23 protein-coding genes are annotated in these 23,429 nt (G+C 63.2%); 1 reads left to right on the forward strand and 22 read right to left on the reverse strand.

Translation table 11 applies throughout. The features are described from left to right. Window positions 1-228 precede the first annotated feature (228 nt). The 13 genes from P0D68_RS26720 to ndk all read right to left on the reverse strand — a co-directional run bounded on the left by P0D68_RS26720 (window position 229) and on the right by ndk (window position 14,010). On the reverse strand, window positions 229-420 hold the full coding sequence (locus tag P0D68_RS26720; RefSeq protein ID WP_012433522.1) for a DUF2065 domain-containing protein: 192 nt from the start codon (window positions 418-420) through the stop codon (window positions 229-231). A gap of 44 nt (window positions 421-464) precedes the next feature. Then, window positions 465-1,367 (reverse strand): protease modulator HflC, encoded by a 903-nt coding sequence (gene hflC, locus P0D68_RS26725; protein ID WP_408301802.1) that lies wholly within the window; start codon window positions 1,365-1,367, stop codon window positions 465-467. 12 nt (window positions 1,368-1,379) lie between these two features. Then, on the reverse strand, window positions 1,380-2,768 hold the full coding sequence (hflK, locus tag P0D68_RS26730) for an FtsH protease activity modulator HflK (protein WP_408301800.1): 1,389 nt from the start codon (window positions 2,766-2,768) through the stop codon (window positions 1,380-1,382). Between the two features lie 49 nt (window positions 2,769-2,817). Continuing rightward, window positions 2,818-4,032, reverse strand: coding sequence for a GTPase HflX (gene hflX / locus P0D68_RS26735; protein WP_177204955.1), 1,215 nt, complete (start codon window positions 4,030-4,032; stop codon window positions 2,818-2,820). Between the two features lie 30 nt (window positions 4,033-4,062). Then, window positions 4,063-4,299: an RNA chaperone Hfq gene (gene hfq / locus P0D68_RS26740; protein ID WP_006051315.1), complete on the reverse strand. Its 237-nt coding sequence runs from the start codon at window positions 4,297-4,299 to the stop codon at window positions 4,063-4,065. 153 nt (window positions 4,300-4,452) lie between these two features. Further along, window positions 4,453-5,790, reverse strand: a complete 1,338-nt coding sequence (gene der, locus P0D68_RS26745) for a ribosome biogenesis GTPase Der (protein WP_091792934.1) — start codon at window positions 5,788-5,790, stop codon at window positions 4,453-4,455. Window positions 5,791-6,237: 447 nt separating this feature from the next. After that, window positions 6,238-7,383 carry an outer membrane protein assembly factor BamB gene (gene bamB, locus P0D68_RS26750; protein ID WP_091792932.1) on the reverse strand — a complete coding sequence of 382 codons (1,146 nt, stop codon included), beginning with the start codon at window positions 7,381-7,383 and terminating at the stop codon, window positions 6,238-6,240. Between the two features lie 86 nt (window positions 7,384-7,469). Further along, window positions 7,470-8,099 carry a YfgM family protein gene (locus P0D68_RS26755; RefSeq protein WP_408301797.1) on the reverse strand — a complete coding sequence of 210 codons (630 nt, stop codon included), beginning with the start codon at window positions 8,097-8,099 and terminating at the stop codon, window positions 7,470-7,472. A gap of 78 nt (window positions 8,100-8,177) precedes the next feature. Beyond that, entirely contained in the window at window positions 8,178-9,518 is a 1,341-nt protein-coding gene (hisS, locus tag P0D68_RS26760) for a histidine--tRNA ligase (protein WP_408301795.1), read from the reverse strand. Between the two features lie 21 nt (window positions 9,519-9,539). Further along, complete coding sequence (ispG, locus tag P0D68_RS26765) at window positions 9,540-10,856, reverse strand: flavodoxin-dependent (E)-4-hydroxy-3-methylbut-2-enyl-diphosphate synthase (RefSeq protein ID WP_091792926.1); 1,317 nt, start codon at window positions 10,854-10,856, stop codon at window positions 9,540-9,542. 86 nt (window positions 10,857-10,942) lie between these two features. Then, complete coding sequence (locus P0D68_RS26770) at window positions 10,943-12,055, reverse strand: helix-turn-helix domain-containing protein (protein WP_408301793.1); 1,113 nt, start codon at window positions 12,053-12,055, stop codon at window positions 10,943-10,945. A gap of 216 nt (window positions 12,056-12,271) precedes the next feature. Next, entirely contained in the window at window positions 12,272-13,423 is a 1,152-nt protein-coding gene (gene rlmN, locus P0D68_RS26775; RefSeq protein ID WP_091800296.1) for a dual-specificity RNA methyltransferase RlmN, read from the reverse strand. Window positions 13,424-13,584: 161 nt separating this feature from the next. Then, window positions 13,585-14,010: a nucleoside-diphosphate kinase gene (gene ndk, locus P0D68_RS26780; protein WP_007181343.1), complete on the reverse strand. Its 426-nt coding sequence runs from the start codon at window positions 14,008-14,010 to the stop codon at window positions 13,585-13,587. Window positions 14,011-14,309: 299 nt separating this feature from the next. On the opposite strand from ndk, the gene P0D68_RS26785 reads away from it, so the two are divergent. Then, a complete protein-coding gene (locus tag P0D68_RS26785) occupies window positions 14,310-15,008 on the forward strand; it encodes a Bax inhibitor-1/YccA family protein (RefSeq protein ID WP_007181342.1) in 699 nt (232 codons plus the stop codon). A 145-nt stretch (window positions 15,009-15,153) separates the two neighbouring features. On the opposite strand, the gene P0D68_RS26790 is transcribed toward P0D68_RS26785, so the two are convergent. From P0D68_RS26790 to P0D68_RS26830, 9 genes are all read right to left on the reverse strand, one after another. After that, window positions 15,154-15,927 (reverse strand): MBL fold metallo-hydrolase, encoded by a 774-nt coding sequence (locus tag P0D68_RS26790; protein WP_408301790.1) that lies wholly within the window; start codon window positions 15,925-15,927, stop codon window positions 15,154-15,156. Between the two features lie 7 nt (window positions 15,928-15,934). Beyond that, window positions 15,935-17,074 (reverse strand): NlpB/DapX family lipoprotein, encoded by a 1,140-nt coding sequence (bamC, locus tag P0D68_RS26795; RefSeq protein WP_091792920.1) that lies wholly within the window; start codon window positions 17,072-17,074, stop codon window positions 15,935-15,937. Window positions 17,075-17,206: 132 nt separating this feature from the next. Further along, the gene (gene dapA / locus P0D68_RS26800; protein ID WP_091792918.1) at window positions 17,207-18,133 is read right to left on the reverse strand and encodes a 4-hydroxy-tetrahydrodipicolinate synthase; all 927 of its coding nucleotides are present in this window, start codon (window positions 18,131-18,133) and stop codon (window positions 17,207-17,209) included. 43 nt (window positions 18,134-18,176) lie between these two features. After that, entirely contained in the window at window positions 18,177-18,776 is a 600-nt protein-coding gene (locus tag P0D68_RS26805; protein WP_408301787.1) for a class I SAM-dependent methyltransferase, read from the reverse strand. Window positions 18,777-18,849: 73 nt separating this feature from the next. After that, entirely contained in the window at window positions 18,850-20,052 is a 1,203-nt protein-coding gene (locus P0D68_RS26810) for a tryptophan--tRNA ligase (RefSeq protein ID WP_408185447.1), read from the reverse strand. A 6-nt stretch (window positions 20,053-20,058) separates the two neighbouring features. Continuing rightward, a complete protein-coding gene (locus tag P0D68_RS26815; protein WP_091792912.1) occupies window positions 20,059-20,721 on the reverse strand; it encodes a site-2 protease family protein in 663 nt (220 codons plus the stop codon). A gap of 47 nt (window positions 20,722-20,768) precedes the next feature. Further along, a complete protein-coding gene (locus P0D68_RS26820) occupies window positions 20,769-21,404 on the reverse strand; it encodes an L-threonylcarbamoyladenylate synthase (protein WP_091800294.1) in 636 nt (211 codons plus the stop codon). A 157-nt stretch (window positions 21,405-21,561) separates the two neighbouring features. Further along, a complete protein-coding gene (locus P0D68_RS26825; protein WP_091792910.1) occupies window positions 21,562-22,392 on the reverse strand; it encodes a 3',5'-nucleoside bisphosphate phosphatase in 831 nt (276 codons plus the stop codon). Between the two features lie 148 nt (window positions 22,393-22,540). Continuing rightward, window positions 22,541-23,425 (reverse strand): alpha/beta fold hydrolase, encoded by an 885-nt coding sequence (locus tag P0D68_RS26830; RefSeq protein ID WP_408301784.1) that lies wholly within the window; start codon window positions 23,423-23,425, stop codon window positions 22,541-22,543. Window positions 23,426-23,429: the final 4 nt, after the last annotated feature.

Raw genomic sequence — 23,429 nt, forward strand, 5'->3', positions numbered from 1 at the left:
CGGGCGGCGGCTCGATTTTGGCGGCTGTCGCGGGCGTTGCGCGCTCGTTGCGTGGTCGTTGCACGGTCGCTGCAATTACCTGCGGCGACCGCTTGCGGCTTTTGGCCGCTGGGCGCCGCACTGCGCGGCGTTCAGAACCCTCAGGCACTGGCGCGCAACGGCGCACATTTGCACTCGAGCGCGGACAGCCTGCGCAGCCTGTCAGCCCGCCCGCAAAAGCAGGCGCCTTCAGGTCACGATAAACAGCAGGATCAGCCCGAGCACCATCACGATCAGGCCGCCCACACGAATCTGATGCGGCGGACGTTCCGCTATTTTACGGAACGTGTCGCTCCAGGCGCTCGGAAAAACGAAGGGAAACATGCCTTCGATAATCAGCATCAACGCGATCGCGAGCAGTAACGAGCCGGCTATATCCATGCGAATGAAGGTGCCGCGATGCGGATGCCGCGGCGCTCCGGTTATCAGTGTTTGCGCGGGACCGCGGGAGCGTCCGGGGCTGCGCCGCCGGTCGGGCTACGCATGAAGCGGAAGAACTCACTGCTCGGGTCGACCACGATCACGTCGCCCGGCTTGAAGGTGTTCTTGTACGCCTGCATGCTTTGATAGAACTGGTAGAACTGCGGGTCGGCGCCGTACGCTTCGGCGGCGATTTCCGCGGCCTTGGCATCGCCCTCGCCCTTGATGGTCTGCGCCTGACGATAACCGTCCGCGAGAATCGCCTGTTGCTGGCCGAGCGCGTCCTGCCTGATCTTGTCGGCCTCGGCCGTGCCCTTCGCACGTTCGTCGGCCGCGATCTGCTGGCGTGCGGCGATCATCCGTTTGTAGACGGAATCGGCCATCGACGCGGGGAAGTCGACACGCGTGAGTTGCACGTCGACCACCGACACACCGAGCGACGCCGCGGCCTTGTCCATGGCGGTGCGCGCTTCGTCGGCGACGGCCTGCTGACGGGCCAGCGCGTCGGACAGCGTGACCTTCGCGAACGCATCGCCGAGCGCGCTGCGCGACAGCAAGGCGAGCCGGTCCGGCAGGCTCTGCGCGTCTCCTCGCGTTTCGGCGAGCAGCTTGAGCGGATCGGTCACGCGGTATTTGACGACCGGGTTCGCCAGCAAATCGGTTTTATCGGACGTCACATAGCGGTCTTCGTCCGGGGCGTCGAGCGACTGGATACGGTTATCGACCAGCGTGACCGTTTGCAACGGCGGCGGGAGTTTGACGTGCAAGCCGGGGCCGAGCAGGCTCGGCGCCTTGTCGCCATGCGACGACAGGACGGCCAGATGCCGCTGATCGACGACGAACACCATCGACGAAGCGGCGAACAGCACGATAACGATAGCGACGACGAGCGCAATGATCTTGTTCATGATGTGCGCTCCTTATTGAACGTCGTCTTCGCGCATACGGCTGCGGAAGGAGTCGCGTGAACGCAGCGCGTCGCTGCTGGCCGCGGCCTGACTGGCGGGCGTGGCGAGCGCCGCCGGCGCGGAGGCTGCGGTGCCGGTTGCGGAGGCAGACGGGGCGGCCGACGGCAACGCGGCAGCGCTCGCCGCTTGCGGCGCGGCAGCGGCCGCGGCGCCCGAAGCGGCAGCAGCCTCGGACACACGCTGGCGGGTCTGCTCGACCAGCTTGTCGAGCGGCAGATACAGCACGTTGTTGCCGCTCTTGCTATCCACAAACACCTTGGTCGTATTCGAATAGATCTGCTGCATGGTTTCCAGATACATGCGCTCGCGAATCACAGCGGGCGCTTTCGAGTACTGCGCGTAGACCTGCTTGAAGCGTTCGGCGTCGCCTTGCGCCTGGGCCACCGTCTTGTCGCTGTACGTTTTCGCTTCGTCGATCTGGCGCGCCACGTCGGCTTGCGCGCGCGGCAACAGATCCGCGGCATAGGCCTCGGCATCGCGTTTCGCCCGCTCGTTTTCCTGACGGACTTTCGCGGCGTCGTCGAACGCGGCTTGCACCTGGCTAGGCGCCTGCACACCCTGGATCGTCACACCGGTCACGGCGAGTCCGGACTGATATTCATCCAGGGATTGCTGGATCGCCGCGATCAGTTGCTGGCGAATTGTTTCGCGATCCTGATAGAGGATGTCGTTGGTGCTGCGCGCGCCGACGATGCTGCGCACCGCCGCCTGAGCAGCCTGCATCACACCCTGATCGGGATCGACGCTGCGAAACAGGTAGTCGGTCGGCTTCTTCACCTGGTATTGCACGGCGAAGCGCACGTCGACGATATCCGCGTCGTGCGTGAGCATCGACGCGTCTTTCACATTCGCGAGACGCACCACGTTGTTGCGGCCGATCTCCACCTGGCGGACCTGACCGATATTGACAAGCTCATGCGCTTCAAACGGATACGGCAGACGCCAGTGCACGCCCTGACCTGCCGTGTAGCGATACTTGCCAAACTGCATCACGACGCCGGCCTGGCCGTCCTGCACGACGAACACGCCGCTGCCGAGATAAATGGCCAGCAGCACGCCGATCACGATGCCCACGCCGATACGCGCGCCACGACCGTTGTCCGGCCGCCCGCCACCCGCGCCGCCACCCTTGCGACCGAACACGCGGCTCAAACGGCGGTTGAAATCGCGCCACATCTCGTCGAGATCGGGCGGGCCTTCACCGTCCTTGGTCGGTGGACGCTTGGGCTCGTTTGGACGTTGCCGCTCGCCATTGCCGTCCCCACGGCCCCAGCGCGGATCGTTCAGTGAAAGCATGGCGCGCATGCGCAGCCAGATACTCCGCTCGTTGTAATCGTTCACCTGTGTTCGTTCACCAGAGTAGACAGCGGGTCAGTGCAATTGGAACGGGTCAATGCCCGAGTTCTGGGACCTTGCGGTCGTCGCGTGGTGCTGCCGACCGGTCTTCTTCCGAGAGATCGACCAGCGTTTCGGGAAGAGGTTCGGCAGTAGCGATTTCAGCGATGGCAGCGCGCAGTGTGTCCAGCCCTTGCCCCGTGCGCGCGCTCAAAAAGACGCGCGAAATATTACCATACTCGTCCCTTTCAACCGCGTCCCCACGGGCCGCCAACTCCGGCACCGCGTCGATCTTGTTGAAGACGAGCACCTGCCGGATCGTGTCCGCACCGATTGCGTGCAACACCTCGTTGACCTGATCGATCTGGTCGAGCCGCACCGCGCTCGACGCGTCGACCACGTGCAGCAGCAGGTCGGCGTGAATGGTTTCTTCGAGCGTGGCGCGAAACGCCGCCACGAGCTGGTGAGGCAATTCGCGGATGAAACCGACCGTGTCGGACACCACCACCTGCCCCGCTTCGTCGCCGAGATAAACGCGCCGCGATGTCGTATCCAGCGTCGCGAACAACTGGTCGGCGGCGTACGCCTGAGCCTTGGTGAGCGCGTTGAAGAGCGTGGATTTGCCCGCGTTCGTGTAACCGACGAGCGACACGGACATGGTCTGATTGCGGCTGCGCGCGCGGCGCTGCGTGCCATGCTGACGGCGCAGTTTTTCGAGCCGCGTCTTGAGCGCCTTGATGCGCTCGCCGATCAAACGGCGGTCCGTTTCGAGCTGCGTTTCACCCGGGCCGCGCAAACCGATACCGCCTTTTTGCCGTTCCAGGTGAGTCCATGCGCGGATTAGCCGCGTGGACAGATACTGCAGTTGCGCGAGTTCCACCTGCAGCTTGCCTTCGTGGCTGCGGGCGCGTTGCGCAAAAATGTCGAGGATCAGACTGGTGCGATCGATCACGCGCCGATTAAGCGCTTGCTCCAGATTGCGCTGCTGCGCAGGCGCCAGAGCGTGATTGAAAATGACGAGTTCGATGTCGTTCGCCTCACACGCAAGACGCAACTCTTCGGCCTTGCCGCTGCCGACGAACATCTTCGCGTCGGGACTGGACCGGCGCCCGGTGAGGGTGACTAAGGGATTCGCGCCCGCGCTTTGCGCGAGCAGGCTGAGTTCTTCTAGGCTGGCTTCGAAATCGATCTTACCGAAGTCGATGCCGACAAGCGCTGCATTGATCAAATTGGAGGGTATCAAAATGAGGCGGCCGGAAGTAATCGCCAACGGGCGACGTTACGCCGGCCGCGACGGGGGTTAGGACTGTTCGGAATCCGGGTGGAAATTCACCGGGCGGGCTGGCACGACAGTCGAGATTGCGTGCTTGTAGACCATCTGGGTGACCGTATTCCGGAGCAACACGACGTACTGGTCGAACGATTCGATGTTCCCTTGAAGCTTGATGCCGTTGACCAGGTAGATCGACACCGGCACATGCTCTTTACGCAGTGCGTTCAAAAACGGGTCTTGTAACAATTGCCCTTTGTTGCTCATAGCAAACTCCGTATTTTTTTGCAGGTTGACTTAATTGACGACGAAGAAAAAGAGATCCGCCGTCAACCGCTACACTATAGCCGATTTTCATTTTTGCGCGAGCGACCTGGCCAGGCGGCCAAAGCCAGCACACACGCGGGTTTCAGCCTGGATTTAGCCTTTATCCGCGTAAGGGTTCGTCGACGATCTGAACTCTATGCGCAATGGAGTCCCAGTCAGCTTGAAAGTTTCCCGGAAGCGGTTTTCGAGGTAGCGTTTGTACGTTTCGGTGATCGCGTCGAGCGCATTGCCGTGAATCACGATGATCGGCGGATTCTGTCCGCCCTGGTGCGCGTAACGAAGTTTCGGGCGCACCGGACCACGCCGGCGCGGCTGCTGGAATTCAACGGCATCGATCAGCGCGCGCGTGAGCTTCGGCGTCGGCAGCTTGGCCATGGCGGCTGCGTACGCGTCGTCCACCGAGCGCATCAATGGGCCGATTCCGGTTTTTTCCGCAGCGGAAATGAAATGGAATTTGGCGAAGTCGAGAAATTTTAGTTTGCGCTCGAGGTCGGCCTTGGTGCGCTCGCGCACATGCGGATCGAGCCCGTCCCACTTGTTCACGCCCACCACCAGCGCGCGGCCCTGCTCCACCACGAAGCCCGCAATGTGCGCGTCCTGCTCCGAGATGTCCTGGCGCGCGTCGAGCAACAGGATCACGACGTTCGCGTCGGAGATCGATTGCAGCGTCTTCACCACCGAGAATTTCTCGATCGCTTCGAACACTTTGCCGCGGCGGCGCAAGCCGGCGGTGTCGATCAGCGTGTACGGCTTTCCGCCTCGCTCGAAATCGACGTAGATCGAATCGCGCGTGGTGCCGGGCATGTCGAACGCGATCACGCGCTCTTCGCCCACCAGCGCGTTGATCAAGGTCGACTTGCCGACATTCGGACGGCCGACGATCGCGATCTTCACGCCACGCGTTTCTTTCTCTTCGTCGCTTTCTTCCGGCTGACCGGCGTACGCGACTTCGAGCGCCTCGTTGATCATCTCCGTCACGCCGTCGCCGTGCGCCGCGGAAATCGCACGCGGGTCGCCCAGACCGAGTTCGTAGAAGTCGGCGGCGACCGTGCTGTACTTCATGCCCTCGGCCTTATTGACGACGAGGAAGATCGGCCGGCCGACCTTGCGCAGGTAGTCCGCAATCGACTTGTCCTGCGGCGCGAGGCCATTGCGACCGTCGACGATGAACACGACGATGTCCGACTCCTCGACCGCCTGGCGGGTTTGACGCGCCATTTCGTGCAGGATGCCGTCTTTCGCGACCGGCTCGAAACCCCCAGTATCGACGACCAGATACGGCCGGTCGCCGGCGCGCCCTTCGCCGTAATGGCGATCGCGGGTAAGACCGGGCAGGTCGGCAACCAGCGCATCACGCGTACGCGTGAGACGGTTGAACAGCGTGGATTTCCCCACATTGGGGCGCCCGACGAGGGCAATAACGGGTTTCATCAGATGTTGTTCACGGTGAAACGCGGGATCGAAATCGACCGTCCGCGTAGCGACGCCATGCGGCCGCTACACGGCAGCGTTTGACGAAAATTATCACGAATTCGGCCAGCCCCGGATGTGCTGTCAATATGCGCACCCGGGCGGACGGGGGTTTGGCTGTATGGGGCGGCGCCAAGGGGCCGCCAGGTCTGGTCTTTCCTGCTCGACGGCTCGCACGCCAATTCGAATACGACGCTCCGCGATATTTGCGAAGATGCCGCCGATGGTGGCGCCGCAAGCAGCCACCGATGGCCACGTGGGCCCGTGTGCCATGTCTGATCCGACTTGCCGGACCAGCCAGTCCGGCGCAATTCTTCTACTTACTCTGCCCTGCAACACATTCTTCTAAAACGCGTACGGCCGGCGAAGCCGGCCTGCACGCTCAACGGCGATTGCCTCCCCGCGCGATCAGCGCGGGCGGTAGCCGTACAGATCGCCGTCGTGCGTCAGCACCACCAGCGTCTCGCCGGCCAGCACCGGTGCAGCGGTAATCGGGCTGCCGTCGGTCTTCAGGCGGGCGACGAGCGTGCCGTCGTCGCGGGACAGGAAGTGCACGTAACCCTGGTAGTCGCCCAGCACCGCAGCGTGACCCAGAATGAACGGCACGCTCAGGTCGCGATTCTTCAGCTTGTCGTTCTTCCACAGCGGCGCGCCGCTGCTGACGTCGAACGCCGACACCACCGACCAGTCGTCCGCCGCGACCACCGCGCGGTCATCCTGCGCCAGACCGCTCGTGCTGGAAAACGCCTTTTCCCACACCGCGCGGCCCGAGTTCGCGTCGAAACAGCCAATCTGCCCCTGGAACGTCACGGCGCAGGTTTCCGAACCGACCAGCGTGGGCGGTCCGGTCACGTCGTTGATCCGCTCGACTTCCGTCACGCCCTTCGGATAGGACACCGGCGTTTGCCAGTAGTTGTCGCCCGTCTGCAGGTTGATCGCCGCGAACGCGCCACCCGGGAACCCGGCCAGCACGGCTGCGTCGCCCGCGAAGGTCATGCCCGACGACACGCGCAGGTTGAGCGGCACCGCGCGGTTGCGGTAGTTCCACTTCTGTTCGCCGGTTTGCGCATTGAACGCGACGATCTGGCCGTCGACCGTACGCACCACCACGAGTCCGTTGCCGACGAGCGGCGGCGAAATGATCTCGCCCGGCGCCTTGGCGGTCCAGAGTTGCTTGCCGTCCGCCCCGAGCACGTACACGTCGCCCTTCAGGCCGCCGACCGCCGTGAGCGTGCCGTCGCTGCCGACACCTGCCGAGAGGTCGTCGTGCAGCTTGACACGCCACACGTCCTGCCCGGTTTGCGCGTCGATCTTCGCCACCGAACCGTTCGCGCCAGCCGCGTACACCGCATTGCCAACCGCCACTGGCGAGAACAGATAGCGGCCCGCCTTACCGACGCTCGCCTTCCAGGCCTGCTGCACGTCGAGCACGGGTTTGAACTCGGTGAGCGGCGTCGGCACGCGGCGCTCGTCTTTCGTGGATGAGCAAGCCGCCATGGTAAGGACGGTCATCGCACAGGCAACGGGCACAGCGTAACGTTTCAGCAGATTCATCGGTGGACGAAGCATTCAGGAAATTAGTTAAAGGAGACCGGTTGGTCGTTACACGCGGCGCCGCTTATGGCGCTTGCATGCGGCGATCAGCCGCCCAGCGCGTCCAGCTTGAACTGAATCAACTGGCGTGCCGAGCTATCGTTTTTCGACAGCGAGTCGAGCGCGAGCTTGTAAGCCGCACGCGCATCGTCGCGCTTGCCTTGAGCGGCGAGCAGATCGCCGCGGCCGTTCGCCACGATGCCTTTGAACGCGTCGGACTGCGGTTCGGCGAGCAGCGCCAGACCCTGGTCGTAGGCCTTGTCGTCGAGCAACAGCGAAGCGAGGCGCAGTTTGGCGATCTGCTTGAACTCGTCATCTTTCGCGTGATCGATGGTCCATTGCAGTTGCGCCTTCGCGGCCGGTTCGTCGCCCGCGGCGTACAGCGCCTTGGCCGCGCTCAGCGCGGTCATCTGTGCATACGCGGTGCGGCTGAACTTGTCTTCCATGTCGGCGGCGACGCGGGTGATCTTCGCCTTGTCGCCCGATGCCACGGCTTGCTGCACCTGGTCATACAGCACGGCGGCTTCCGCCGCCTCGCGCCGTTGCCAGAAATTCCAGCCGTTCCAGCCGGCCGCGGCCACCAGTGCCACCAGCACGATCCATGTGGTTGCATTGCCCCACTGCGTCCACCATGCCTTCAGACTTTCAATCGATTCTTGTTCGTCGTGGTAACTCATTGCCCGGCGATTTCCTCTTTCTTGCTACGTGTGCGTGTCGAGCCTGATTGCGAACCAACCGGCTCGACGACATCGCGATCAGTCGTCGCCGTCTTCGGCGGTTGCAACCATCGCATTGATTAGAAATTCGGTCAAGTCTTCGGCGGGCACGTTATGTTGCTCGTTTTTACCGCCGTTAGCATTTGTATCGCGCAGCGGCTTCACACCGACCGTGCCATTGGCGATCTCATCTTCGCCGAGCACCACGGCGAAGGCCGCGCCGCTCGCGTCGGCACGCTTCATCTGCGATTTGAAGCTGGCCGTCTGACCGTCGGCGCTGCAATGTAGGATCACGTCGAGGCCCGTATCGCGCAGACGCTCGGCGATGATGAAGGCCTGCTCACGCGCCGCGTCGCCCTGATGGACCACGTACACGTCGCACCCTTCGTCTTCCGGCACAAGTTGCTCTTCTTTCAACAACTCGAGGATCCGCTCGACGCCCATTGCCCAGCCACATGCTCCCGTGGGCTTGCCGCCTAGCTGTTCGATCAACGGATCGTAACGGCCGCCGGCCGCCACGGTACCCTGAGCGCCGAGCTTGTCGGTCACCCATTCGAACACGGTCAGATTGTAGTAATCGAGACCGCGCACGAGACGCGGATTGATCGTGAACGGAATGTTGTTCGCTTTCAGAATGCGCTGCAGACCTTCGAAGTGCGCGCGCGATTCTTCGCCGAGAAAATCGATCAGCTTCGGCGCGTTCTGCGCGACTTCCTGCATGGCCGGATTCTTCGTATCCAGCACGCGCAGCGGGTTCGTGTAGAGACGGCGCTTTGCCTCTTCGTCGAGCACGTCCATGTGCTTTTCGAGGTACGCGATCAGTTCGACGCGATGCGCCGCGCGTTCCTCGGCGAGGCCCAGCGAATTGAGTTCGAGCTTGATGCCGATCAGCCCGAGATCGTCCCACAGCCGCTGGCACATCATGATGATTTCCGCGTCCGCGTCCGGACCGGCAAAGCCCAGCGCTTCCACGCCGACCTGATGGAACTGGCGATAGCGGCCGCGCTGCGGGCGCTCGTGACGGAACATCGGGCCGATGTACCACAGGCGCTTCGGGCCGTCGTACAGCATGTTGTGTTCGATCGCCGCGCGCACCACCGCCGCCGTGTTCTCCGGGCGCATGGTCAGATTTTCACCGTTGAGCGCGTCGGTAAAGCTGTACATCTCTTTCTCGACGATATCGGTCACTTCACCGATGCCGCGCTTGAACAGCTGCGTATGCTCGATGATCGGCGTACGAATATTCTGGTATCCATACGAACGCAGCATCGACTTGACGGTCGTTTCGAAAAATTCCCACAGCCCGGCTTCCTGCGGAAGGATGTCGTTCATGCCCTTCACGCCGGACAGCTTGTCGAGCTTTTTCTTCTGTTCAGTCATCTGTATGTCGAGAGCCGATATTTAGTTGGCTACCGTGGCGCGGCCATAGCTGCGCTCAACGTAGTCACTCACGATTTGCTGGAATTCTTGCGCGATGTTATCGCCGCGCAGCGTCTTCACTTTTTCGCCGTCGATGAACACCGGCGCGGCGGGATTTTCGCCCGAACCCGGCAGGCTGATACCGATGTTGGCCTGCTTCGACTCACCCGGACCGTTGACGATGCAGCCCATCACCGCGACGTGCATCTTCTCGACGCCAGGATATTGATCGCGCCACACCGGCATTTGCGTGCGCAAGTAGGTCTGGATTTGCGACGCCAGTTCCTGGAACAGCGTGCTGGTGGTACGGCCGCAACCCGGGCACGCGATCACCATCGGCGTGAACGAGCGCAGACCCATGGTCTGCAGAATTTCCTGGCCGACGATCACCTCGCCGGTGCGCGATCCGCCCGGTTCCGGCGTAAGCGAAATACGGATCGTGTCGCCGATCCCCTGCTGCAACAGCACGGACAACGCCGCGGTCGAGGCAACGATGCCTTTCGAGCCCATGCCGGCCTCGGTCAAGCCGAGATGCAGCGCGAAGTCGCAACGACGCGCGAGTTCGCGGTACACGGCGATCAGATCCTGCACGCCGCTGACCTTGCACGACAGAATGATCTGGTTGCGCGACAGGCCGAGTTCGACCGCCCGCTCCGCCGAGCCGATTGCCGACTGGATCAGCGCTTCGTACATCACGCTTTGCGCTTCCCACGGCGTGGAACGCGCCGCGTTTGCGTCCATCATCTTCGCGAGCAGATCCTGGTCGAGACTGCCCCAGTTGACACCGATACGGACCGGCTTGTCGTACTTCACCGCGGCTTCGATCATTTGCGCGAACTGCGTGTCGCGCTTCGCGCCGTGGCCCACGTTGCCCGGATTGATCCGATACTTGGACAGAGCCTCCGCGCACGCGGGGTAGTCGCGCAACAGCAAATGGCCGTTGTAGTGGAAGTCGCCGACGAGCGGCACCGACACGCCCATCCGGTCGAGCTGCTCGCGCACGGCCGGCACGGCCGCGGCCGCTTCCGGCGTATTCACCGTGATACGCACCAGTTCCGAGCCGGCTTGCGCGAGCTCCTTGATCTGGATCGCGGTGCCGATGGCGTCCGCGGTATCCGTGTTGGTCATCGACTGGACGCGCACGGGCGCGTCGCCACCGATGGTGACGAGCTGGCCGCCCCAACGGACGTCGACCGCATGCGACTTGCGCCGCGCAGCCTGGCCGCCGAACACCGGCTCGTCGGAAATAATCTTGCTACCAGATTGGGATTGAGCTTCGGAATGCATCGAAAAACCCATTTACGCCGCATGCGCCACACAAAAGACGTGGCGCCTGAATTGAAAAAGCGCCGCGGACCGGTTGGCCGCGGCGCATACCGTATTTGTCAAGGCAGTGCGAAACGCGCCACGTTACCTTTGGCAGCCGAATATTTCGACGGATCGACCGGCTGGCCATCGAGCGTCAGCGATTCAAGACCGGCCTTGTTGCCAACCGTGATCTTGAATGGTGCCGCGCCCGTCACTTCCTTCGTATCGCCCGCGTGCACGAGGCCGGAGAACACCTCCTTGCCATCCTTGCTACGCACACTGAACCAGCTGTCCTGTGTCACACGCAATGCGACGACTGAGTCACCGGCAGCCGGCGCCACCATTGCCGCCGACGCGCCCGCAACCACCGCCGCCGGCGCACTCGCGCCCGGTGCTGCGGCCACCTGGGCCTGTGAGCCTGCCTTGGGCGCAGCCATTGTTGCCGTGACCGCCGGCGCCGATGACGGCGTCGTGCCAGTGGCAAGCGGCGCGGGCATCGGCGTAGCCGACGCTGCGTTCTCTGCTGCCACCTGTGCCTCCGGCGCTGACGCAGACTCAGCCGCCGTTGCTTCGGAACCCGCCGATTGACCTTGCGCCACCGGACCCGATGCGCCCGTCACGCCACCAGCGGCACCGTTCGCGCTCGCTTTCAAACGCGCAAGCCATGCAGACGAATCGCCACCGTTGGTGTGCCACATGCCGAGCGCGATCACCGCGACGATCACCGCCGCCACGCCCCACAACCAGGAGCGGCTTTTTTGTCCGCTACCGCCCAGCGACAGCGACACCCGCCCGCGCGGCAAATCTTTTCCCGACGAAGCCGGCATCGACAGATCCGGCGCGGCCACACCCTTCTCGCGGCGCAGTACCGCCGTGAACGGCGCGGGATCGGCGCCGAGCATCTTCGCGTAGCTACGCATCACACCCAGCGCGAAGGTCGTGTCCGGTAAGTGGCTGATGTCGCCCGATTCGAGCGCGCGCAACTTGATGACTGACACTTTCAGACGCGCCGACACGTCCTCGATCGTCCAGCCTTTCGATTCACGCAGTTGGGTCAAGCGCGCGCCCACCGCCGCCAACGAATCCATGCCCGGCTGCACGGCGGGCTGCACCACCGCCCGTGCGACCGGCGCCGGATGGCCTTCGTTCGTGTCTGTGTCCTGCGGCTGCGGGTGCTGCGGCTCACTCATCCCAAATCCTTTCGCGTCGATTCTTTTTCACTTGTGCAACCCCGACAGGCTCAAGCCTCACGTCCGAATCGCAGACCGTTTATAACAAAATGTGCGGCCTTGTGTGCCGCTTCCGATCGCTTCTGCAAACTTTCTTTTCAATCGACGTCGGCACCGCAGGTTTTCGCGCTTTCGGGGAGCTTTCCCGACCATCGGCGCCCTGCGGTCCCCGCGCGATTACACGGCGCGAACCTCGATAATCTTCGCTGCCTTCCCGGTGCGTTCAGCAAGGCGAGTGCGGTCTTTTACCGCACCGGCCAACTGACCGCAGGCAGCGTCGATATCATCGCCGCGTGTTTTGCGCACCGTGGTGACGACGCCTGCGTCCATCAACACTTGTGCAAACCGCTTGATCTGTTCCGGCTTCGAGCGGATGAGGCCCGATTCGGGGAACGGATTAAACGGAATCAGGTTGAACTTGCACGGCACGTCGCGCGTAATGGCGAGCAACTCGCGCGCTTGCGCCTCGCTGTCGTTCACGCCGTCGAGCATGCAATATTCAAACGTAATGAAGTCGCGCGGCGCGACTTTCAGATAGCGCTGGCAAGCCGCCATCAGTTCGCGCAGCGGATATTTCTTGTTCAGCGGCACGAGCATGTCGCGCAGCGGATCGCTAGGCGCATGCAGGGAGACCGCGAGCGCCACCGGCAGATCGGCGCCGAGCCGGTCCATCATGGGCACGACACCCGAGGTGGACAGCGTGACGCGGCGGCGCGACAGGCCGTAAGCGTTGTCGTCGAGCATCAGGCGCATGGCCGGCACGACCGCGTCGTAGTTGAGCAGCGGCTCGCCCATGCCCATCATCACGACATTCGTGACGACGCGCTCGCCCTTGCCGTCACCGCCCGTGGCGCGACCGCCATCCACACCGCGCGACGCGCGCAGCGCGAACTCGGCCATACGCAACTGGCCGATGATTTCGCCGGTGGTGAGATTGCGGGAAAAACCCTGTTTGCCGGTCGAACAGAAACGGCAATTGACCGCACACCCGGCCTGCGACGACACGCACAGCGTGCCACGCGTTTCTTCGGGAATGTAGACGGTTTCAACCGCGTTGCTGTTGCCGACGTCGATCAGCCACTTGCGCGTGCCGTCGGTCGAAATATGGTCGCTGACGATGCCGGGCATCGAGATCGTGGCGCGCCCTTTGAGCTTTTCGCGCAAGGACTTCGCCAGATCGGTCATGCCGTCGAAGTCGGCAGCGTTGTATTGGTGAATCCAGCGCTGCAATTGCTTGGCGCGAAACGGCTTCTCGCCCAGGCTGTCGCAGTAGGCGACAAGCCCTTGGGCGTCGAGGTCGAGAAGGTTGACGGTGGGACTGCTCGTCATATCGAATCCTGCCATTTCAGTGCGAGACTACGTTCATGCAACAAGCTGCATGAACGCAATGCCGTTCGCGCCCATTCCTGCTGCTTTTACCTTACTACTTTGCCGGGCGATTCGTGCGATAAATCCAATCGGCTGCACGAACCGCGCAGGGCAAGTCCTGCTTAACGCGAGTAGACGTTCACTTGCGGGAAGAAGAACGCGATTTCGACTGCTGCCGTTTCAGGCGCGTCGGAACCGTGCACTGCGTTCGCGTCGATGCTGTCTGCGAAGTCGGCGCGGATCGTGCCCTTTTCCGCCTTCTTCGGGTCCGTGGCACCCATCAGGTCACGGTGCTTAAGAATGGCGTTTTCGCCTTCCAGCGCTTGCACGACGACCGGGCCCGAGATCATGAAATCGACCAGATCCTTGAAGAACGGACGTGCGGCGTGCACGGCGTAGAACTTCTCTGCGTCGGCGCGCGACAGGTGAACCATGCGCGAAGCCACGATCTTCAGACCAGCGTTCTCGAAACGGGTATAGATCTGGCCGATCACGTTCTTGGCCACTGCGTCCGGCTTGATAATGGACAGGGTGCGTTCGATCGCCATAAAAACTCCAAAAAATTAAGAGGTTACAGATTCAAATGAATCCGCTATTGTAGCATGTTCCCGTGTATGATTGCGATTGAACCCTTACAACACTGAAAGACTCCAAGCAGGAGTTTCCGAATACTGGTAGCGTTGGCCGTGTGGGTGCCAAGTCAGTATTTTCAGGGCATTGAAACTCCCTGCCCGCGCGCCAATCTTAGGGAAGAGAGCGCCGCGCCGGTGACAGGGATTCCACGGCCCGGCTCGCTACAACCCGCTTCACAACCATACGCAACTTGCTTCTGAGGTAAGGAGAGACCATGAACGATCATCCGTATAGCTTTGGCCGCAATGGCGCGGTCAGCACGGTCGAAACGCGTAACCGCGTGCTACGGAACACCTACTGGCTGCTCGCGCTGTCCATGATTCCGACAGTGCTCGGCGCGTGGGTGGGCCTCGCCACGGGTTTCTCGCTGTTCGCCGCCACGAGTCCCGCCATGAGCATGCTGGCGTTCTTCGCGATCGCCTTCGGCTTCATGTTCGCCATCCAGAAAACCAAAGACAGCGCGGCCGGCGTGTTCGTGCTACTCGGCTTCACGTTCTTCATGGGCCTGATGCTGTCGCGCATCTTGAGCTTCGTGCTCGGTTTTTCGAACGGCCCGTCGTTGATCATGCTCGCCTTCGGTGGCACTGGTGTGATCTTCGCGTCGATGGCAACCATCGCCACGGTCAGCAAGCGCGACTTTTCGGGTCTCGGCAAGTGGCTGTTCATGGGCGTGATCGTGCTGCTGCTCGCATCGGTCGCGAACGTGTTCCTGCATCTGCCGGCGCTGATGCTCACGGTGTCGGTTCTCGCCATCGTGATCTTCTCGGCCTACATGCTGTTCGACGTTCAGCGCGTCGTGAACGGCGGTGAAACGAATTACATCACCGCCACCCTCGCGATCTACCTTGACCTGTACAACGTGTTCGTCAACCTGCTCGCGCTGCTCGGAATTTTCGGCGGTAACCGCAACTAAGGGTGACAACCAAGCCTGATTCAGGGCGTGGCATTCCAAATGTCCCACCTTGAAGAAAAAGCCCATAACGAGTAATCGTTATGGGCTTTTTTCATGGAATCGCGGCGCCTGCCGCGCGGGGCAAGCATCAGGAATCAGGCGCGGATCACACACTCAGCCACGCAAACCCCTCATCCTGCGAAGCCACCACCACTTCCGTAGGCGCCGCGCCCAGCACGCCGGCCATAGCGGCCTGCGCCAGTTCAGGCGAATTGTTCTGCTGACTCAGATGCGCGGCGACCAGGTGGCGCAATCTCGAACGATCGAGCGAAGCCAGAATTTCAGCCGCCGCGTCGTTGTTCAGATGCCCATGATTGCCGCCGATGCGCGCTTTCAACGATTGCGGATAGCGGCTGCCGGCCAGCATCCGTACATCGTGATTGCATTCGAGCACCAACGCGTCGCATCCGCTCAGCACCGAGCTGATATGAGGCGTGGACGTGCCGACGTCCGTCAGCACACCAAGCCGGCTCGCGCCGTTCGAGAGCACGTATTGCAGCGGCTCGCGGGCGTCGTGCGGGACGGTGTAGGGGAGAATGCTGAGGTCGCCGATCGCCACCGCTTCGTCGCCCCAAAGCACCTGCAGGTCCACGTCGGCTTCGTCGGCGCCTACCGCGCGAGCGGTGCCCCAGCTCATGTACAAGGGAATCGACCACTTGCGCGCCAGCGTCAGCGCACTGCCAATGTGGTCGCCATGCTCATGCGTGATCAGAATCGCGTCGAGACCTTCGACGCTCACGCCAAGCCGCGTCAGCCGCCGCTCGACTTCTTTGGCCGAAAAACCGCAGTCGAGCAGCACACGCGTGGTGGTCGCGCCGCTTTGCGCTTCCACCAGCATGGCGTTGCCTTCACTGCCGCTGCCGAGACTCGCGAACCTCACGGTCCGCTTAGTTCAGTTGCGCGTGCAGCAGCGTCACGATGCGCTGCGCGTCGGACGAATTGTCCACCTGTCCGTTCGCGTTCAGCACGGCCACCTGCGTCACCGCATCGCCCTTCGAGCGAACGTTGACGAGGAATTCCTGACCCGGCTTCTTCGCCGTATTGCCGCTGTAGAACAGCTTGCCGAACAGCCCTTCTTTCTTCAGCTCCTGCATCGAATCCGCGTAGCGCACGTAGTAGATGCCCTTCGCACGATCGCGGTTGTCGACGGTGAAGTTGGTGCGGTCGAGCGCGAGGCCCACGCGCAGCCATGCGCGGTCGAACGACTCCTGCAGATCGAGCGTGGACGCGCCCGCGCTCTGGTCGAGCGTGGTCGGCGCCACCGCCGGACGCGCGTCGGTCAGCAACTGCTTCGACTGCGCTTCGGTCAGACCGAACTTCTGCATCAGCTTGGTCAGGAACAGCGCTTCCAGGGCCGGATCGCGAGGACGCTCTTCCCAACGCGAGGACGTCTTGTCCTGCCCTGTCATCACTTCTTCCATCGCGCTGTGCGTGATGGAAATGTCCGTTGTTTCGCCCGGCGCGCGCGACACGAGCGTGCGGAAGCTGTCACGCGTGCCCGACGAATACGCGAAATCGATGACCTTGCCGACCGTGCGGCGGAACCAGTCGTCCGGAATGTTGGCGCGGTTTTCAGCCCAGTCGGTCGTCATGATGCCGGTAGCCGGCGCGTCGGTCTTCAGCGCAAAGCCGTTCTCCTGCCAGAACTCCTGCAACTGCGACCAGAGTTGTTCCGGCGTGCGGCCGTCGACCACCAGCCAGCGGCGATCGCCGTCACGTTCGATATGCATGCCGAACGGATCCTGCGCGTTCGGCTGACCTTCGGTCGAATTGCCGGCGGCCGTGACCGCGCGCTGCTGCGCGCCGCCCAGCGCCAGATTGGCCGGCGGTGCGACATAGCGCTGATCGGTCGGCGTGGTGCTCAGATCGCCGGGAACGGCGAGCGCCGGCGCGCTGCCCGCGCCCTTGTAGTTGACGCGGTCGGAAGCAAACCAGTCGTTCAGCGTGTCACAGCCGGCGAGCGTCGTGAGGGCAAGCGCCAGCGCCGCCATGCGGGTTGCGTGGAGGGAAAGTGCGGAACGTTTCATGAGGTCCTTCGTGATGCTGGAACGCGGTGCCTTGGTTCTGTGTGCCGGGAACGTGGGCTGGATCGACGTCGGTTAAGGGAGTGCCGGTGGCAGGCTTTCGTTGGCGCTGGTGGTGCCGCGGACGCTGTCCGCCTAGCCCAGCAGGCCCGCTTCGCGCAGCGCGCCGCGCACCACTTCGTGGTATTGCGGATCGAGCGGCGTGAGCGGCAGGCGGATTCCGCCCTGCACACGACCCAATTGCTGCAGCGCCCATTTGGCCGGAATCGGATTCGATTCGATGAACAGGTTCTTATGCAGCGACAGGAGTTTCATATGAATCTCGCGCGCGGTCTTAGCGTCCGCGGCGAGCGCAGCCTTGCAGAGATCACTCATGGCGCGCGGCGCGACGTTGGCGGTGACCGAAATATTGCCGTGGCCGCCGAGCAGCATCAGCGCGATGGCGGTGGGGTCGTCGCCGCTGTAGATGCCGAAGTGCGACGGCGCGGACTTGATCAGATGCGCGGCGCGATCGATATTGCCGGTCGCTTCCTTCACACCGATGATGCCCGGCACCTGCGCGCAACGCAGAATGGTTTCGTTGCTCATGTCCGCAACGGTGCGGCCCGGCACGTTGTACAGGATCACCGGCAGATCGACGGTTTCGGCGATCTTCGCGAAATGGCGGTAAATGCCTTCCTGCGTCGGCTTGTTGTAGTACGGCACGACCTGGAGCGTGGCGTCGGCGCCGACTTCCTTGGCCTGCTGGGTGAGTTCGATCGCCTCGGTCGTGGAATTGCCGCCCGAGCCCGCGATCACCGGAATCCGGCCCGCCGTGTGCTCGACCGCGGTCTTGACCATCAGCACGTGTTCCTCGACCGACAGCGTGGCCGATTCGCCGCTCGTGCCGACCACGACGAGAGCGTTCGTGCCCTCTGCGATATGCCAGTCGATCAGTTTGCGAAACGCCGGCAGATCCAGGCTGCCGTCTTCGAGCATCGGGGTGATGATGGCAGGAATGCTGCCGCGAATCTGAACGCCGTCGTTGCTGCCTTGGTTGCTGCCTTGGTTGCCGTTAGTCATGAAACGCCATGAATTTGATCAGGTAAACCGCGATTGTAGCGGATTAGCCAGCCAACTCGTAACAAGGCGGAGCTGCCGCCTGCGCGGGGTCGACTGAGCGCTCCGCCTCCAGAATTGCGCAGATCCGCTGGACGTAGGCCGGGCGCGGCTGCGCGAGAAAACCATCTTGAAATGCGACCACCCGGAGCTGGCCGCGCACGCGCTCGAGCAGCTCGCCGGGCGCCAGTAGAAACGCCGGATTAGAGGGTTTGCCGACCCTTTCGTTTCCTTGCGCGAAGGTCTCGTAAACCAGCACGCCGCCGGGCTCGAGCGCGCGCAAAAGCTGCGCAAAGAGCGGGCGGTGCAGGTAATTCGTCACCACGACGGCGGCGAATTTCGACTCGGCGGGCAACGGCCACGCGGCGCCTTCGAGGTCGGCTTCGACTGGCGTGACGAGCGGCTCGCCACGCAGCATGCCGAGCGCCGCCGCGTCGCGGTCGATGGCGGTCACCGGATGCCCCAGCGACGCAAAGAACCGCGCATGCCGGCCCGCGCCGGAAGCGACGTCGAGCACCGCGCCGCCCGGCGCGACCAGATGCGCCCAATCGCGCACCCAGGGAGACGGCTCGCCCAGTCCGTGCATGGCGGCAGCGGGCGTGCTCATCGACTTGCCCGCCGTTCAGCACGGCTCACCGGGTGGGTCACTTGCGTCAGCTGCTTCACTTGCGTCAGCTGCTTCAGTTGTAAGACAGGCCCATGGCCTCGCGTACGTCGCGCATCGTTTCCGTGGCGAACTTGCGAGCCTTGTCGCAGCCGTCGGCGACGATCGCGCGCAACAGCGACGGGTCGTCCATGTACTTCTGCGCGCGCTCGAGCATGGGCTGCTGCTCGCGAAGAATGCCCTCGATCACCGGCTGCTTGCACTCGAGGCAGCCAATGCCGGCCGACCGGCAGCCCTTCTCCACCCATTCATGAGTGGCTTCGTCGGTGTAGACCTGGTGGAGTTGCCATACCGGGCACTTGTCGGGGTCGCCGGGATCGGTGCGGCGCACGCGAGCCGGATCGGTCGGCATGGTGCGGACTTTCTTCGTGATCGTCTCCGCGTCTTCACGCAGGCCGATCGTGTTGCCGTACGACTTCGACATTTTCTGACCGTCGAGACCCGGCATGCGCGACGCCTCGGTCAGCATGGCTTGCGGCTCGACCAGAATGATCTTGCGCGAACCTTCGAGGTAGCCGAACAGACGCTCGCGATCGCTCATCGACAGGCTCTGTGATTCCTGCAACATGGCGCGCGCCTGTTCGAGCGCTTCGTCGTCGCCTTCCTGCTGGTAGGCATTGCGCAGTTCGTGATAGAGCTTGGCGCGCTTGCCGCCGAGCTTTTTCGCCGCCTCGTTCGCCTTCTGCTCGAAACCCGGTTCACGGCCGTACAGGTAGTTGAAGCGGCGCGCGATTTCGCGCGTCATTTCGACGTGCGGCACCTGGTCTTCACCAACCGGCACGAGCGAGCCGCGATACAACAGGATGTCCGCCGCCATCAACACCGGATAGCCGAGAAAACCGTAAGTGGACAGATCCTTGTCCTTCAGCTTCTCCTGCTGCTCCTTGTAGGTCGGCACGCGTTCGAGCCAGCCGAGCGGCGTGCTCATGCCGAGCAGGAGCGCCAGTTCGGCATGCTCGGGCACCTTGCTCTGAATAAACAGCGTGGCCTGCGCCGGATCGATACCCGCTGCCAGCCAGTCGGTCAGCACATCCCAGACGTTCTTTTCGATCACTTCGGGCGTTTCGTAATGCGTGGTCAGCGCATGCCAGTCGACCACGCAGAAGAAACACGGGTACTCGGACTGCAGCCGCACCCAGTTTTTCAGCACGCCGTGATAGTGGCCGAGGTGCAACGACCCGGTGGGCCGCATGCCGGAGAAGATACGGTCTGGGAACATGATTATTTAGAAAAGCGAAACAAGAGGAGTCAGAATGGCGGTGATCGCGCTATAGCCGATCGTGACAAGCGGGTTCAGCCAGTAGCGCGTCAGCGTGCCCGTCATGACGAGCGCCATTACGATGAAAAAACCGTACGGCTCGAGGCGCGACAGCGTGATGGATTGCCGCGGCGGCAGCAGCGCCATTAGCACACGGCCGCCGTCGAGCGGCGGCAGCGGAAACAGGTTCAGCACGCCGAGCACGAGATTCACGCCCACGCCGGCTCCCGCCATGCGCGTGAAGAACGGCTCGTCCACATTCATTACCGCGAGCGCGACACCGAACAGGCCCCAGACCAGCGCTTGCACGAAGTTGCAGGCCGGTCCTGCCGCCGCGACCCACAGGCTGCCCCAGCGCGGATTGCGCAGGTTGCCGAAGGCGACCGGCACCGGCTTGGCGTAGCCGAACATGAACGCGCCGCTGGTGGCGAAGTACAGCAGCAAGGGAATCGCGATCGTGCCGAGCGGGTCGATGTGCCGCATCGGATTGACCGACACGCGGCCGAGTACGTAGGCCGTGTTGTCGCCGAGCCAGCGCGCCACATAGCCATGCGCGGCTTCATGCAGCGTGATGGCGAAAATCACGGGCAACGCGTATACCGCAATGGTCTGTATCAGGGAAGAATCCATAACTCGCTATTGTAACAACGCGATTGCGTGCGTCTGTCCGCTTTCACTCATGCCGTCTCTTCGAGGCCGAACGGCGCGAGAGAGCCGCGCCCTGCCCGCACCAGCACCGGTTCCGCGCCCGTCAGATCGATCACCGTGGACGGCTCGCACACGCAGGGACCGCCGTCGATCACCAGATCCAGCTGCTTTTCCAGACGCGCGCGGATTTCTTCCGGGTCGTTCATTGGCTGGGTTTCCCCCGGCATGATCAGCGTCGAGCCGAGCAGCGGCTGGCCGAGTTCTTCGAGAATCGCCAACGTGATCGCATGATCCGGCACGCGCAGGCCGATAGTTTTGCGCGACGGATGCGAGAGGCGCCGCGGCACCTCCTTGGTAGCCTGCAAGACGAATACATAGGGGCCGGGCGTCACCGATTTGATCAGCCGGTACTGCCGGTTGTCCACCATCGCGAAATTCGAGAGTTCGGACAGATCGCGCACCAGCAGCGATAGCAGCTGCTTCTCGTCCAGTCCGCGAATGCGCCGCAGACGCTCGACCGCGTCCTTGTCGTCCAGATGGCAAGCGAGCGCGTAGCTGGAATCCGTCGGCAGCGCGACCACGCCGCCATCGTTGATGATCTGCACGGCCTGCTTGACGAGGCGCGGCTGCGGGTTATCAGGATGAAGCCGGAAGTATTGGGACATGGCTAACGTTGGCTGACGAATGAACTGCGGCTGAACGGCAAATGAACTGCGGCTGAAGACCGGCCGGAAGATCGCGCCCAAGCCTGGAGCCAGGCGCGTGCCGCGCGCCGCGCCCCGCCGGCTTTCGCGCTCGACGTGCCGTTACGGCACGGCGCGCTCACAGCCAGCGTTCCCAGACGGGCTTCAGATCGGAGGGCAGCGGCGGCAGCGTGCCGAGGTCGACACGGCCTTCGCCGGGTGCGTGGAAGTCGGACCCGCGCGACGCCTCGAAGCCGAAACGGCGCGCGACATCCGCGTATTCGCGATACTGGTCGGGCGTATGGCTGCCCGTCACCACTTCGATCGCCTTGCCGCCGAGATCGATGAATTCGGCAAAAAACGCGTCGAATTCGACCGGCGAGTAAGCATACCGACCCGGATGCGCAATGATGGCTTCGCCGCCGGCAGCCTGGATCCAGCCGACCGCGTCGGCCAGTTTGGCCCACCGGTGCGACACGTAGCCGGGCTTGCCGTCGCCCAGATAGCGCGTGAACACGTCTTGCGTGGAAGTGGCGTAGCCGTTTTCAACCATGAACCGCGCGAAATGCGTGCGCGAAATCATGTCCGGGTTCGATACGTATTTGAGCGCGCCCCGATAGGCGTCGGGAATGCCGAGCGTGGCCAGTTGCTCGCCGATGGCTTCGGCGCGCGCGGCGCGGCCGTTGCGGGTGCGCGCGAGACCGTCGATCAGGATCGAACTGGTCGGATCGATGCCCAGCCCGACGATATGCACCGTGCGCGACGCCCACGTCACCGAAATTTCGACGCCGCTCAGATAGCCCATGCCGAGCGCTTCGGCGGTGTTTTTCGCTTCGTGCTGGCCGCCGAGTTCATCGTGATCGGTGAGCGCCCACAGCGTCACGCCGCCCGCGTGCGCGCGGCGCGCAACTTCGGCCGGCGCGAACTGGCCGTCGGAAACGGTGGAATGACAGTGGAGGTCGGCGTTCATCGTTGTCTTGAAAAGGATCTGCACTCATTTTACTGCAACGCAGTAAGTGGACGCAGAGCTATCTCGCGCAACCGCCGACCGGAGGCAGTTCCTATGCGGGGCGTTCCGAAGGAAGCGCCCTTTGCGATTCCTCGGCCTTTCGAGGACGCTACGCGCAGAACCCTTCTATCAGCGCGGCCACCTGCTCCGGCTGGTCGTGGTGAACCATGTGCCCTGCTTCGTCGATGATCTTCTCGCGCCAGTTCGGGAACGCCTGAAAGCGCGCCTTGAACTCGTCGAGCGGAATTTCGCCGGCGATCTGCGCAAGCGTCGGCGAGTTGGCGGCTTCCACGTGCAGCACCCTGGCGCTCACCTTGCGCCACGTCGCCATCACTTCGTCGAGACGGTACAGCGCGGGGCCGCGCAGTTTGTGCGCTGGGTCGGCGAGCAGCATGAAGCGCCCTTCGCCATCCGGCTTCGACCAATGCTGCGCGAGAAACTGCGCGCGCTGCGGATCTAGGCGCGGATTGGTCTTGATGAGACGCGCGGCGACGTCCTCGAGCGACGCGTAGCGCTTCAGTTGCGGCGGATCGCGCAATTCGTCGAGCCAGTTGCGCAGACGTTTGGGCGCCTGCGCCGCGTGCGAAGGCGCGAGGCCGAACCCTTCGAGGTCGACCACGCGCCGCACCCGCTCCGGCCGCACGCCCGCATACACGCAGGCAATGTTGGCGCCCATGCTGTGGCCGACCAGATTCACTTCGCCGGTCGGCGCATAGTGGTCGAGCAAGGCGTCGAGATCGGCCAGATAGTCCTGGATCCAGTAACTGCCGCCGCCGCGCTCCGCCACCGGCCAGTCCGACAGGCCGAAACCGCGCATGTCCGGCGCCAGCACCTGCCACTCGCCGCCCAACGCGTCGACGACGAACTGGAACGACGCCGCGACGTCCATCCAGCCGTGCAGCATGAACAGCATCGGCGCATCCGGGTTGCCCCAGCGGCGCACATGCAGACGGATGCCGCGCACGGCGACGAATTCAGACCGGGAAGAGTTCATGAAC

Source organism: Paraburkholderia sp. RL17-380-BIE-A (assembly GCF_046028085.1).
Classification (GTDB): domain Bacteria; phylum Pseudomonadota; class Gammaproteobacteria; order Burkholderiales; family Burkholderiaceae; genus Paraburkholderia.